Source organism: Pseudomonas fluorescens (genome assembly GCF_000730425.1).
Taxonomy (GTDB): Bacteria; Pseudomonadota; Gammaproteobacteria; order Pseudomonadales; family Pseudomonadaceae; genus Aquipseudomonas; species Aquipseudomonas fluorescens_X.
In genome coordinates this window covers 2,711,401-2,725,066 of sequence record NZ_CP008896.1, presented here as the reverse complement: position 1 = coordinate 2,725,066, position 13,666 = coordinate 2,711,401, and the positions used below count along the sequence as shown (strand labels likewise).

Annotated in this window: 8 protein-coding genes and 1 riboswitch; of the genes, 6 read left to right on the top strand and 2 right to left on the bottom strand. The window is 60.5% G+C overall.

Annotated features, from left to right (window positions below; all coding sequences use genetic code 11):
* Nucleotides 1-36: 36 nt before the first annotated feature.
* A riboswitch (yybP-ykoY riboswitch) is annotated at nt 37-156 on the bottom strand.
* A gap of 51 nt (nt 157-207) precedes the next feature.
* Nucleotides 208-1,206 carry a class I SAM-dependent methyltransferase gene (locus HZ99_RS11940; RefSeq protein ID WP_038443299.1) on the bottom strand — a complete coding sequence of 333 codons (999 nt, stop codon included), beginning with the start codon at nt 1,204-1,206 and terminating at the stop codon, nt 208-210.
* Between the two features lie 31 nt (nt 1,207-1,237).
* Nucleotides 1,238-2,203, bottom strand: a complete 966-nt coding sequence (locus tag HZ99_RS11935; protein ID WP_038443297.1) for a 2-hydroxyacid dehydrogenase — start codon at nt 2,201-2,203, stop codon at nt 1,238-1,240.
* Between the two features lie 84 nt (nt 2,204-2,287).
* Between HZ99_RS11935 and HZ99_RS11930 the strand changes: the two genes are divergently transcribed.
* The 6 genes from HZ99_RS11930 to HZ99_RS11905 all read left to right on the top strand — a co-directional run bounded on the left by HZ99_RS11930 (nt 2,288) and on the right by HZ99_RS11905 (nt 13,639).
* Nucleotides 2,288-2,917 (top strand): LysE family translocator, encoded by a 630-nt coding sequence (locus HZ99_RS11930; protein WP_038443296.1) that lies wholly within the window; start codon nt 2,288-2,290, stop codon nt 2,915-2,917.
* Nucleotides 2,918-3,063: 146 nt separating this feature from the next.
* Entirely contained in the window at nt 3,064-4,746 is a 1,683-nt protein-coding gene (locus tag HZ99_RS11925; protein ID WP_038443294.1) for a fatty acid--CoA ligase, read from the top strand.
* Nucleotides 4,747-5,081: 335 nt separating this feature from the next.
* A complete protein-coding gene (locus HZ99_RS11920; protein WP_038443292.1) occupies nt 5,082-6,956 on the top strand; it encodes a DUF1302 domain-containing protein in 1,875 nt (624 codons plus the stop codon).
* A gap of 28 nt (nt 6,957-6,984) precedes the next feature.
* Nucleotides 6,985-8,349 (top strand): DUF1329 domain-containing protein, encoded by a 1,365-nt coding sequence (locus HZ99_RS11915; RefSeq protein WP_038443291.1) that lies wholly within the window; start codon nt 6,985-6,987, stop codon nt 8,347-8,349.
* Between the two features lie 277 nt (nt 8,350-8,626).
* On the top strand, nt 8,627-11,365 hold the full coding sequence (locus HZ99_RS11910; RefSeq protein WP_038443289.1) for a LuxR C-terminal-related transcriptional regulator: 2,739 nt from the start codon (nt 8,627-8,629) through the stop codon (nt 11,363-11,365).
* Nucleotides 11,366-11,437: 72 nt separating this feature from the next.
* Nucleotides 11,438-13,639 (top strand): OsmC domain/YcaO domain-containing protein, encoded by a 2,202-nt coding sequence (locus HZ99_RS11905; RefSeq protein WP_038443287.1) that lies wholly within the window; start codon nt 11,438-11,440, stop codon nt 13,637-13,639.
* The last annotated feature ends 27 nt before the right edge of the window (nt 13,640-13,666 follow it).

Sequence of the window (13,666 nt, the reverse complement as noted above, 5' to 3'; positions counted from 1 at the left end):
GCCCCGGGTAAGGTGTGCGTGTCATAGGTCTTGTCAAACCCCGGTCCGTCTGTGCGGACTCCTGGGTCGCATACGCCATGGCCTGCTGACCAAGTATGTTGACGTATGCCGGACGAGCATGGTGCTCGTGGGAGACTACTCCCCTAGGACGGAGCGGATTCTGCCTTGGCAAAATCCATTCGGCAAGCCTTCTTTTTCAAACGCCCGTCAGCCGCGCTTGGCCCGGTAGATGCGAAAACCCTGGCCCTCGGCCTTGACGGCGCACACGCCCAGGTGCTCTTCGATCAGCGGCTGGTACTTCAGGAAATTATTGGCAACTAGCCGAAGTTCGCCGCCGTTTTTCAGATGTTGGCGTGCTTTTCGCAGCAGATTTTCCGTGGCGAAATAATCCGTATGCACCCCGACGTGGAACGGCGGGTTGCTCAAAATCGCATCCAGCCCCATCGGCGCCGCATCGATGCCGTCACCGGTCAGCACGTCGCCTTCCAGGCCATTGGCCTCCAGCGTCAGGCGGCTGCTGGCGGTGGCGAAGGCGTCCACATCAAGCAAGGTCACGGTATTGTGCGGGTAGCGCCGCTTGACCGCCGCGCCCAGCACGCCGGCGCCGCAGCCGAAGTCCAGCAGGTGACCGCTGGGCAGTTTGTCCAGGTGCTCCAGTAGCAGCGCCGTCCCACGATCCAGGCGGCCATGACTGAACACGCCCGGCAGGCTGACGACCTTGAGCGGCCCGTCGGCCAGGGGCACTTCAAACACCTGGGCCAGGCTCGCCAGCTCGGGAGCCGCCGGGGCGTCGGCCACGGTGGCCAGCCACAGTTGGCAGTGCCGCGCATTGTCCAGCTTGCGTGGTTTGCCAAAGGCGTTCAGTTGTTTGGCAGCGCTTTCGATGCCGCCGCGTTTTTCACCCACCAGGTACAGCTCGGCGCCCGGTAGCCGTGCAGCGACGGCCTTGAGGATGTAGTCGGCCAGGTCCTTGGATTTGGGCAGGAACACCACCGCCGTGTCGAATGCGCGATCCGGCACAGTCACCCCGAAATGGCTGCGCTCGGCAAACCGTGCATCCAGCGCCGCCTGGTCGCCGGCATGCCAGCACCAGCCATGGGCATTGGGCAGGCGCCCCAGCAGGTCGTCGGCGGGCAGGCCGGCCAGCAACACGTTGCCTTGAAAAAGTTCGGCCTGACGAAGCAGTACTTCACTGCGCGGATCCATAGTCTGCTCCCTGAAAAAGGAGCGCAGTTTATCAACTGACGACGCGCTGCGGTGCTCCGGCGAAGAAGCCCTGGGCGTTTTCGGTCAATTGGCCGACGATCCGTTGCCGCGCTTCGCGACTGCCCCAGGCACTGTGTGGGGTGATGATCAGCCGTGGAATGTCGCCAGCCAGCAATGGGTTGCCGGCGGTTGGCGGTTCGACGCTCAGCACATCGGTGGCTGCGCCGCCCAGATGACCGCTACGCAGGGCGTCTGCCAGGGCCTGCTCATCGATCAGGCCACCGCGTGCGGTGTTGACCACGAATGCGCCCGGCTTGAGCAACGCCAGTTCGCGGGCACCGATGAAGTGGCGCGTGTGCTCGTTGAGCGGGCAATGCAGGGTCAGGGCGTCGATTTGTGGCAACAGTTCGTCCAGTGGTACCCGATCTGCACGGGCTGGGCGGCCTGGGATTGCTCCCAGCAGCACACGCATGCCAAAGGCTTCGGCCAGGCGTGCGACGGCGCCGCCCAGTTCGCCATGGCCCAGCAAACCGAGAGTTTTGCCTTCCAGCTCGACGATTGGGTAATCCAGCAGGCAGAACTGTTTGGCTTGCTGCCACAGGCCGGCGTCGACATCTTTTTGATAGTCCTTCAAGCGTGTGGCGAGGTTAAGTAACAGCATGAGGGTGTGTTGCGCCACCGATGGAGTGCCGTAGCCCTGGCAGTTACTTACGGTAATACCCTGGGCGCGGGCGGCGGCCAGGTCGACGTTGTTGGTGCCGGTAGCAGCGATCAGGATCAGCTTCAGTTCGGGGCAGGCAGCCAGGGTCTGGGCGTTGAGCAGGATCTTGTTACTGATCGCTACCTGTGCGCCTTGCAGGCGCTCGACCACCTGATCCGCCGAGGACTGCTCGCACAGCTGCAAATCGCTGAACGTTTCCCGCAGCTCGCTGAGGTCAAGGTCCCCCTGGTCCAGGGAAGAGTGATCAAGGAAGACGGCGCGGCGATTGTTCGTCATCAACTGTACCTTTTGCGACTGGGTTCGAAGGCGTAATCTGCCGAGCCTACCAGATGAAATAATCAGTTACTTCTTGGAGTGTGCATGTACCTCACCGAGTTTTTGACCGTGGCGTTGATTCACCTGCTGGCCGTGGCCAGTCCCGGGCCGGACTTTGCCGTGGTGGTACGCGAGAGCGTGACTCACGGCCGGCACGCCGGCACCTGGACGGCGCTGGGCGTCGGCTCGGCGATCTTCCTCCACGTCGGCTACTCGCTGCTCGGTATCGGCTTGATCGTGTCCCAGTCCATCGTGCTGTTCAACGCCTTGAAATGGGCGGCGGCGGCCTACCTGTTGTATATCGGCTTCAAGGCATTGCGGGCGCAGCCGGCCAAGCCTGCCGGCGAAGAACAATTGCACCGTGAAGTGGGCGAACGCAGCGCTCGCGGCGCCTTTACTTCGGGGTTTGTGACCAATGGCCTGAACCCCAAGGCCACATTGTTTTTCCTGTCGTTGTTTACCGTGGTCATCAACCCCCACACGCCGCTGGCGATCCAGGCCGGTTATGGCCTGTACCTGGCCGTGGCCACCGCCCTGTGGTTCTGCATGGTGGCCATGTTGTTCAGCCAGCAGCGCGTGCGCGCCGGATTTGCGCGTATGGGGCACTGGTTCGACCGGAGCATGGGGGTGGTGCTGATTGCCATCGGCGTGAAAGTGGCGTTCACCGACCGCTGATTGCGTCATTCGCGAACGAATGCTGGCGCAAAGCTAGCATTCGTCCTGCTCTGCAAATCATTCCTTCGGCTGATTTGGCCGGCGTGCAAGGTCTCTACAGTGCAAATCCTTTAGCCAAGACCGTGCAGTCATAAAAAGGGATTCGTATGTTGCAGACTCGTATTATCCCGCCCGCCGAAGGCGCCTACCAATACCCGCTGTTGATCAAGCGCCTGTTGATGTCGGGCACCCGCTACGAGAAAACCCGGGAAATCGTCTATCGCGACAAGCTGCGCTATACCTACCCCACCCTGATCGAGCGCGTGGCCCGCCTGGCCAATGTGCTGACCGCAGCCGGGGTCAAGGCCGGTGATACTGTGGCGGTGATGGACTGGGACAGTCACCGTTACCTGGAGTGCATGTTCGCCATCCCGATGATTGGCGCGGTGATCCACACCATCAATGTGCGCCTGTCGCCGGAGCAGATCCTCTACACGATGAACCACGCCGAGGACCGCTTTGTGCTGGTCAACAGTGAGTTCGTCGGGCTGTACCAGGCCATCGCCGGGCAGTTGACCACTGTCGACAAGACCCTGCTGCTGACCGATGGCGACGAGAAAACCGCCGAACTGCCCAACCTGGTGGGTGAGTACGAAACCCTGCTGGCCGCCGCCAGCACTCAGTACGCCTTCGAAGACTTCGACGAGCATTCGGTGGCCACCACCTTCTACACCACCGGCACCACCGGTAACCCCAAGGGTGTGTATTTCACCCATCGCCAACTGGTGCTGCACACCATCGGCGTGGCGACCATCATGGGCAGCGTCGACAGCGTGCGGCTGTTGGGCACCAATGATGTGTACATGCCGATCACGCCGATGTTCCATGTGCACGCCTGGGGCCTGCCTTATGTAGCGACCATGCTTGGCCTCAAGCAGGTCTACCCTGGCCGCTACGACCCGGAATACCTGGTAGAGCTGTGGCGCAAGGAGAAGGTCACGTTCTCCCACTGCGTGCCGACCATCCTGCAGATGGTGCTCAATGCCAAGGCTGCCCAGGGCGTGGATTTTGGCGGCTGGAAGATCGTCATCGGTGGCAGTGCCCTCAACCGTTCGCTGTATGAAGCGGCCAAGGCCCGTGGCATCCAATTGACGGCGGCCTACGGCATGTCCGAGACCGGGCCGCTGGTGTCTTGTGCCCACCTCAATGAAGAGCTGATGGCCGGCAGCGAAGACGAACGCACCACCTACCGGATCAAGGCGGGGGTGCCCGGGCCGTTGGTGGAGGCGGCGATCATTGACGGTGACGGCAACTTCCTGCCGGCCGATGGCGAGTCCCAGGGCGAACTGGTGCTGCGCGCGCCATGGCTCAGCGAAGGTTATTTCAATGAGCCGCAGAAGGGCGCCGAACTCTGGGAAGGCGGCTGGATGCACACGGGCGACGTGGCCACCCTCGATGCCTTTGGTGTGATCGATATTCGCGACCGCATCAAGGATGTGATCAAGACCGGCGGCGAGTGGATTTCCTCCCTCGCCCTCGAAGACCTGGTCAGCCGTCACCCGGCGGTACGCGAAGTAGCGGTGGTCGGGATTGCCGACCCGCAGTGGGGCGAGCGCCCGTTTGCGCTGTTGGTGGTACGCGAAGGCCACGGGATTGGTGCCCGCGAACTCAAGGAACACCTCAAGCCGTATGTCGAGCAGGGCCACTTGAGCAAGTGGGCGATTCCAAGCCAGATTGCCATTGTTACGGAAATTCCCAAGACCAGCGTCGGCAAGCTGGACAAAAAGCGTATCCGTATCGACATCATCGAATGGCAGGCCAATAACAGCACCTTCCTCTCCACGCTTTGACCCCTTGCGCCGTGCCCGCCCGGGCACGGCAATGCTCTATCACAAGCCTTTGCCTTGTCATTTGGCAAATTTCAGCCATCCTCTTTCGCGTCAGCCCTCGCTGACATGGCGAAAGGGCTGTTGCAGACGGGTTGGTGATGCAAATCACACTTTAGAGGGATCAAGCAATACCCCCTGCTGGCTATAGTCCGTCCCAGAGTTTTTCAAGGATGCGGCGCTGCGGTCCTGGGTGGTACGGCGGCTGTCTGGCATCGGAATCGTTGTATTCCGGCCGTTACAAGCGTGTTTGAAAAGGCTCACTGCCATAACAATAAAATGCACATGGAGTAGCGTCGATGACCTCAGTAAATCAGTTCTGGCGCCGGGCGAGATTACCCCTGGCGGTCAGTCTTGCCTCGACCCTCGCCGGGCCCGCATTCGGCGTCAGTTTCAACATTGGTGAGGTCGAAGGTAGCTTCGACTCCTCCCTGTCGGTGGGTGCCAGTTGGAGCACGGCCAAGCCCGACCGCGACCTGATCGGTGTCAACAACGGTGGCAAGGGGCTGTCGCAGACCTCCGATGACGGTCACTTGAATTTCAAGCGTGGGGAGACGTTCTCGAAGATCTTCAAGGGTATCCATGACCTGGAACTGAAGTACGGCGATACCGGTGTGTTTGTGCGTGGCAAGTATTGGTATGACTTTGAACTCAAGGATGAAAGCCGCGAGTTCAAGGACATCAGTGACCACAACCGCAAAGAGGGCGCCAAGTCTTCAGGCGGGCAGATTCTCGATGCGTTCGTCTACCACAACTATTCCATTGCCGATGCGCCGGGTTCGGTGCGGTTCGGTAAGCAGGTGGTGAGCTGGGGTGAAAGTACCTTCATTGGCGGCGGTATCAACTCCGTCAACCCGATCGACGTGTCTGCGTTCCGTCGTCCGGGCGCCGAAATCAAGGAAGGCCTGATTCCGGTCAACATGTTCTACGTGTCGCAATCGTTGACCGACAACCTGTCGGCAGAAGCCTTCTATCAGTTGGAATGGGATCAGACGGTTACTGATAACTGCGGGACGTTCTTCTCTCAACCGGATGTTATTGCCGACGGCTGCAGTGACAACCTGCGCTTGCTCAGTAAGCGTTCAGTGGTCGCCGCGGGCGGTGGCATGCCGCTGATGAACGCGTTTGGTGTGAACATCAATGAAGAGGGTGTGCTGGTCAAGCGCGGCCCTGATCGCGACGCACGCGATAGCGGCCAGTTCGGCGTGGCGATGCACTACAACTTTGAGCCGTTGGACACTGAGTTCGGCGCTTATTTCATGAACTATCACAGCCGTGCGCCGATTTTCAGCGCCAGGGGCGCCTCTGCTGCGACCTATAGGGCCGCTAACGCATTGACGACTGTACCCGGCGCCAGCCAATTGCGTCCTCTCATTGTGGCTGGTAACTCCAGCTACTTTGTCGAGTACCCAGAGGATATCCGGTTGTATGGCTTGAGCTTCTCCACCACGCTGGCGACAGGGACTGCCTGGAGTGGTGAGTTGAGCTATCGGCCGAATGCGCCAGTGCAACTCAACACGACCGATATTCTGTATGCGGGCGTAACGCCGCTGCTTGGCCTGGAAGCGGCTTCGCCACTCAAAGGCGCTGCTGATCAGGATCTGAACGGCTACCGGCGTAAGGAAGTGACTCAGTTCCAGACAACCTTCACGCACTTCTTCGATCAAGTGATGGGAGCAAGCCGCTTGACGTTGGTCGGTGAGGTGGGCGTGACCCACGTCGGTGGTCTGGAAAGCAGCAACAAAGCACGTTACGGGCGTGACCCGGTATTTGGTCCTGGGCGAGGAGCTCTTTGTGCAACGCTTAACAGCGGCACAATCGCCGGTGCCGGACCTGGCACCGATGCCAGCAACCGGACGGCCAATTGCAACAATGATGGCTTCACCACCGCCACTTCCTGGGGCTACCGTGGCCGGGCAATCTGGGAATATCCGGACGTCTTCGCCGGGGTGAACCTCAAGCCTAACGTGGCCTGGTCCCATGATGTGAACGGTTACTCGCCAGGCCCTGGCGGCAACTTTGAAGAAGGTCGCAAAGCGGTGAGCCTGGGGCTGGATGCCGAGTACCAGAACACCTACACCGCGAGCCTGGCCTACACCAACTTCTTTGGTGGCGACTACAACACCTCGGTTGACCGCGATTTCGTGGCCCTGAGTTTCGGCGCGAACTTCTAAGTACACTGCATTTCAGGAAGACCAGAATATGAAAGTAACCAAAAGTCTGTTGCACGTGGGTGTGCTGGGACTGTCGATCATGGCCAGCAGCGTCATGGCGGCCGTGTCGGCGGATGAAGCCGCCAAGCTGGGCACTACGTTGACCCCGATGGGTGCGGAAATGGCTGGCAACGCCGCCGGCACCATTCCGGCCTGGAAAGCCCTGCCAACCAACGCGGGCGCCGTGGATGCCAAGGGCTTCCTGGCCAACCCGTATGCCAGCGAGCAACCGCAGTTCACCATCACCGCGCAGAACGTCGAACAGTACAAAGACAAGCTGGCGCCGGGGCAGTACGCGATGTTCAAGCGCTACCCCGACACCTTCAAGATGCCGGTGTATACCACCCATCGCGGCGCCACCGTGCCGGCAGAAGTGTTCGCCTCCATCAAGAAAAACGCCACCAGCACCAACCTGGTAGGCGGTGGTAACGGCCTGGAAAACTTCGAGACCGCGATTCCGTTCCCTATCCCGAAAAGCGGGGTCGAGGTGATCTGGAACCACATCACCCGCTACCGCGGTGGCAGCGTGACACGTCTGGTAACCCAGGCCACGCCACAGGCCAACGGCTCGTACAGCCTGGTGTACTTCCAGGATCAGTTCGTGTTCCGCGACAAGATGAAGGACTACGACCCGAAAAACCCGGGCAACATCCTGTTCTACTTCAAGCAGCAAGTCACTGCACCGGCGCGTCTGGCCGGTGGTGTGTTGCTGGTACACGAGACCCTGGACCAGGTGAAGGAACCACGCGCGGCATGGGTCTACAACGCCGGTCAGCGCCGTGTGCGTCGTGCGCCGCAAGTGTCCTATGACGGGCCGGGTACCGCTGCCGATGGCCTGCGTACCTCTGACAACCTCGATATGTACAACGGTGCGCCGGATCGCTACGACTGGAAGCTGGAGGGCAAGAAGGAAATCTACATCGCGTCCAACAGCTACAAGCTCGATGATCCGAAACTCAAGTACGCCGACATCATCAAGGCCGGCCACATCAACCAGGACCTGGCACGCTATGAACTGCGCCGCGTCTGGCACGTGGTTGCGACCTTGAAGGAAGGCCAGCGCCATATCTACGCCAAACGTGACTTCTACATCGACGAAGACACCTGGCAGGCGGCTGTGATCGACCACTACGACGGTCGTGGCCAACTGTGGCGCGTGGCCGAAGCCCATGGCGAGAACTACTACGACAAACAAGTACCGTGGTATGCCCTGGAAACCCTCTACGACCTGCAATCCGGCCGCTACCTGGCCCTGGGCATGAAGAACGAAGAGAAAAAGGCCTATGACTTCGGCTTCACTGCCACCACCAAAGACTTCACCCCGGCAGCCCTGCGCCAAGAGGGTGTTCGCTAACCAGCGGTAATCAAGTCCGCGCCTGTGGGTGCGGGCTTGTGTGGGAGCGGGCTTGTTCGCGATAGCGGTGGTTCAGTCAACCAACCAGTGACTGAACCACCGCTATCGCGAACAAGCCCGCTCCCACATTTGTTTTGGGCTACCCGGAAAATGGCTGGTTATTTCTTGTTGTAGTCTTTTTCAGATAAATGTTGCAAAGATCTACAAAGCGACGGGTTTTAACGCTAGTCTGCGGACATCTGCAGTGCCGACCACAGCCTATTACAAGAGCCCGGCGATGACTGATCTGTCCCGAATCCAAGGGCCTGCCAGTGCGGTAATCCCCACGCTGGAAGGGCGCTTCTATCGACCCCCGCTGCCCGACGGCTATGTGCTGCGTCCACGTCTGTGCGAGCGCTTGAGCATGGGCCTGGAGGGCCGTTTGCTGCTGGTCAGCGCCCCGGCGGGCTTCGGCAAAAGCTCGCTGGCGGTAGAGTTTTGCCAGGGGTTGCCGGGTCACTGGCAAAGCCTGTGGCTGGGCCTCAGTTCGCGGGACAGCGATCCGGGGCGTTTCCTTGAGCGCTTGCTGGAAGGTTTGCAGCAGTACTTCCCGCAGATAGGCACTCAGGCCCTGGGCTTGTTGAAAATGCGCCAACGCCATCAGCCATTTGCCTTTGAAGAATGGCTCGATGGCCTGCTTGACGAATTGACTGTCCATCTATCCCTGCGCACGCCGTTATTGCTGGTACTGGATGACTACCACCTGGCCCAGGGCCCGGTGCTGGATCGCTGCCTGCAATTTTTTCTCAACCATTTGCCCGATGGCCTGTTGGTACTGGTCACCAGTCGCCAGCGTCCCGACTGGCATTTGGCGCGGTTGCGCCTGTCGCGGCATTTGCTGGAGTTGCATGAGCAGGACCTGCGCCTGACCAACGACGAATCCCTGGCCTTGCTCGACCATCACAGCAGCTCATTGCGCGGTGAAGCGCTGGATAACCTGATCCGCCGCAGTGAAGGCTGGGTGGCCGGTTTGCGTTTCTGGTTGCTGGCGGCCTCCGAGGCGGGCAGCGAGGCCGGCCTGCCCCAAGGCCTGCATGGTGGTGAAGGGCTGATCCGTGACTATCTGCTGGAAGAGGTGATCGACTGCTTGCCGCCAGAGGTCCAGGCTTTCCTCTACGACACCGCCTCCCAGGAACGTTTTTGCAGCGAGCTCTGCGACGCGGTGCGCGAAGCCCATGACAGCGCGGAGATCTTGCGTTACCTGCAAGCCCATCAGGTGTTCCTGGTACCGCTGGACGAGCAGGGCCACTGGTACCGCTATCACCACCTGTTTTCCGATTTGCTGCGCACCCGGCGCTCACCCAATGCGATGCTACCGGCCGCCAGCCTGCACTTGCGCGCCTGTCGCTGGTTCAATGCCCAGGGCCTGCTCGATGAGGCGGTGGAGCAGGCCTTGCGCGCGGGGCATCTGGATGTAGCCGCGAACCTGGTGCAGAACCTGTCCGAGGAGCAATTACTGGCCGAACAGAACGTCGGCATGCTCCTGCGCTGGAAGATGGACCTGCCCGACAGTCTGTTGATCAGCACGCCACGCTTGATCGTGCTCTACAGCTGGGCGCTGGGGCTGGCCTGCCAGTTGGATGCGGCGGAGGAATTGTCCAGCCATCTCAGCCGTTTCCTGCCGGCACCGTCGGCCACGGCGCAGAAGTCGATGCTCGCTCAATGGCTGGCCCTCAGCGGCATCATTGCCCGTGGGCGCGGCAATCGTGAGTTGACCCAGCTGTATTGCAGCGAAGCCCTGCAAAGCCTGCCGCAAAAGCGTTACGGCCAGCGCCTGATGTGTCTGTCCACCCTATCGAACCTGGCCATCGTCGATGCTGACCTGTGGCGCGCGCGGGGCTTGAACCGCGAATCACTGGAGCTGGCACAGCGCGTCGGCAACCCACTGTTCGAGGCCCTGGCCCATTACGATCGGGCGCGGGTGCTGCAGGCGCGCGGGGAAATCCTGCGCGCTCTGGATGAAGTGCGCGAGGGGCTGCAACGCTTGCATGACCTGGCATCCCAGCGTCTGTATGCAGTGCGCGCGCGGCTATCGTTGTATGAGGGGTTTCTGCTGCTGATGCGTTGTCAGCCGCAAACCGGCCTGCTGCGCCTGCGTGCGGGGCTTGCCGAAGCCCGCGCCTGCCGGGATATCAGCGTGTTGATCGGCCACTGTGTCATCGCCAACTATGAAGGTCGCCGTGGCGACTTTCCCAAGGCGTTTGCCGAACTGGCCGAAGCCGAGCGGCTGATGCATATCTGGGACGTGCCGCCGATTTACTACCTGGCGATGATCACTCTGATCAAATGCGAGTTGTGGCTGGCCCAGGGGCGTACAGACCTGGCCGACGCCTGGCTGGCCCGCCTGGGGCAAACCTATAACGGCGAGCAGGCCGCGGCCGCCCCGGAGTTTCATCCGCATTTGCCGCAACATATCGAACTGCAGCAGGCAGCCCTGGATGCCATTCGTGGCCAATCCGAAAGCGCCCAGCGCCGCCTCGATGCGCTCGCCCGCCAAGCTGAAGGCAAGGGCCAGCAGATGATCGCGGTGATGGCTCTGAGCCAATATGTGCTGTTGTTACTGGATGGCGGCCAGGCCGCGTCTGCCCGGCCGATTTTTGCCCGGGCACTGCAAGTGGCGAGCGGCGGTGCGTTGCAACCTTTCCAGCGTTTGCTGGAACGTTATCCTGACTGGGTACGCGAGCAACTGGGCCAGGCGCCGAATGACGCGTTGCGACAAAGCCTGTGGGCCTTGCTGCCGGCGGTTGCCCCGCGCGAGCCGGTCGAAATCACCCATGCCAGCGAAACCTTGAGCGCCCGTGAGCTGGCGGTGCTGCAGTTGATCGCCCAAGGCTGCTCCAACCAGGAAATCAGCAACCAGCTGTTTATCTCGCTGCACACCGTCAAGACCCACGCCAGTCATATCAACAGCAAACTGGGGGTCGAGCGTCGCACCCAGGCGGTTGCGCGGGCGCAGGAGATGGGGTTGTTGGGGTAAGGGGGAGACTTGCGCCGCAAAAGCCGGATAATGGCGGCCAATTCGTTTGCTCCGCTATTCTGGTAATCCCGCATGGAAATCAAGGTCAATTTTCTCGACAACCTCCGGCTTGAAGCCAAGTTCGATGACTTCACCGTGGTGGCCGACCAGCCGATTCGCTACAAGGGCGATGGCTCGGCCCCCGGTCCGTTCGACTACTTCCTGGCTTCGTCGGCGTTGTGTGCGGCTTACTTTGTGAAGTTGTACTGCAGCACGCGCAATATCCCCACGGATAATATCCGTCTGTCGCAGAACAACATTGTCGACCCGGAAAACCGCTACAACCAGATCTTCAAGATTCAAGTCGAGTTGCCTGCGGATATTTCCGATAAGGATCGCCAGGGCATCCTGCGCTCCATTGATCGCTGCACGGTAAAGAAGGTGGTACAGGCCGGGCCTGAGTTTGTCATCGAAGAGGTGGAAAACTTCGACGCCGACGCCCAGGCGTTGCTGATGCCAGCATCGAAGTCAGATGCGGGGACCTATATTGCGGGCAAGGATCTGCCTCTGGAGCAGACCATCGCCAACATGTCGGCGATCCTGGCGGGCCTGGGCATGAAGATTGAAATCGCCTCGTGGCGCAATATCGTGCCCAATGTCTGGTCACTGCATATCCGCGATGCCCATTCGCCGATGTGTTTTACCAACGGCAAGGGCGCAACCAAGGAGGGCGCACTGGCGTCGGCATTGGGCGAGTTTATCGAGCGCCTGAACTGCAACTTCTTCTATAACGACCAGTTCTGGGGTGAAGACATCGCCAACGCGGCGTTTGTGCATTACCCGGACGAGCGCTGGTTCAAGCCTGGGCGCAAAGATGCGCTGCCGGCTGAAATCCTCGACGAATACTGCCTGAAGATCTACAACCGCGATGGAGAGTTGCGCGGCTCGCACCTGATCGACACCAACTCCGGCAACGAAGAGCGTGGCATCGTCTCGCTGCCGTTCGTGCGTCAATCGGACGGCGAGGTGGTGTATTTTCCCTCCAACCTGATCGAAAACCTGTACCTGAGCAATGGCATGAGTGCGGGCAATACCTTGGCTGAAGCCCAGGTGCAATGCCTGTCGGAAATCTTCGAGCGCGCGGTAAAGCGCGAAATCATCGAAGGCGAGTTTGCACTGCCGGATGTGCCGGCCCAGGTGCTGGCCAAGTACCCGGGCATCCTTGCCGGCATCCAGGCCCTCGAAGAGCAGGGGTTTCCGGTGCTGGTCAAGGATGCGTCCCTGGGCGGCGAATTCCCGGTGATGTGCGTGACCCTGATGAACCCGCGCACCGGGGGCGTGTTTGCCTCGTTCGGTGCCCACCCGAGCCTGGAAGTGGCGTTGGAGCGCAGCCTTACGGAGCTGCTCCAGGGGCGTAGTTTCGAAGGGCTGAATGACTTGCCGCAGCCGACCTTTGAGGGGCACGCGGTGACGGAGCCGAACAATTTTGTCGAGCACTTCATTGACTCCAGCGGCGTGGTGTCGTGGCGCTTCTTCAGTGCCAAGTCCGATTACGAGTTCGTGGAGTGGGACTTCTCCGGCCAGGGCGAGGACTCCAACGCCGAAGAGGCGGCCACCTTGTTCGGCATTCTTGAAAGCATGGGCAAACAGGTCTACATGGCGGTCTATGAGCATATCGGCGCCAAGGCTTGCCGCATCCTGGTGCCGGACTATTCGGAAATCTATCCGGTTGACGACCTGATCTGGGATAACACCAACAAGGCGTTGTTCTTCCGCGCCGATATCCTGAACCTGCACAGCCTGGATGAAGACGGCCTGCAAGCGCTGGTCGAGCGCCTGGTGGAAAGCGAGCTGGATGACTACACCGACATCACCACGCTGATCGGCATCGAGTTTGACGACAACACCGCCTGGGGCCAATTGACGATCCTGGAGTTGAAATTACTGATCTATCTCGCCTTGCAGCAGTTTGAAGAAGCGAAAGAGGCGGTGGAGATGTTCCTGCAATACAACGACAACACTGTCGAGCGCGGCCTGTTCTATCAGGCGGTGAATGCGGTGCTGGAGATGCAACTGGACGAGGACCTGGAGCTGGAAGACTACGAAGCCAATTTGCGCCGGATGTTTGGCAACGAGCGCATGGATGCCGCCATCGGCTCGGTGGATGGTCGTGTGCGGTTCCATGGACTGACCCCGACCAGCATGAAGCTCGAAGGCCTGGACCGGCATCTGCGGTTGATCGATAGCTACAAAAAACTGCACGCCGCACGCGCCAAGTCGACGCTTCCCCTGTAGGGGCTGGCTTGTCGGGCCGCCGCATCG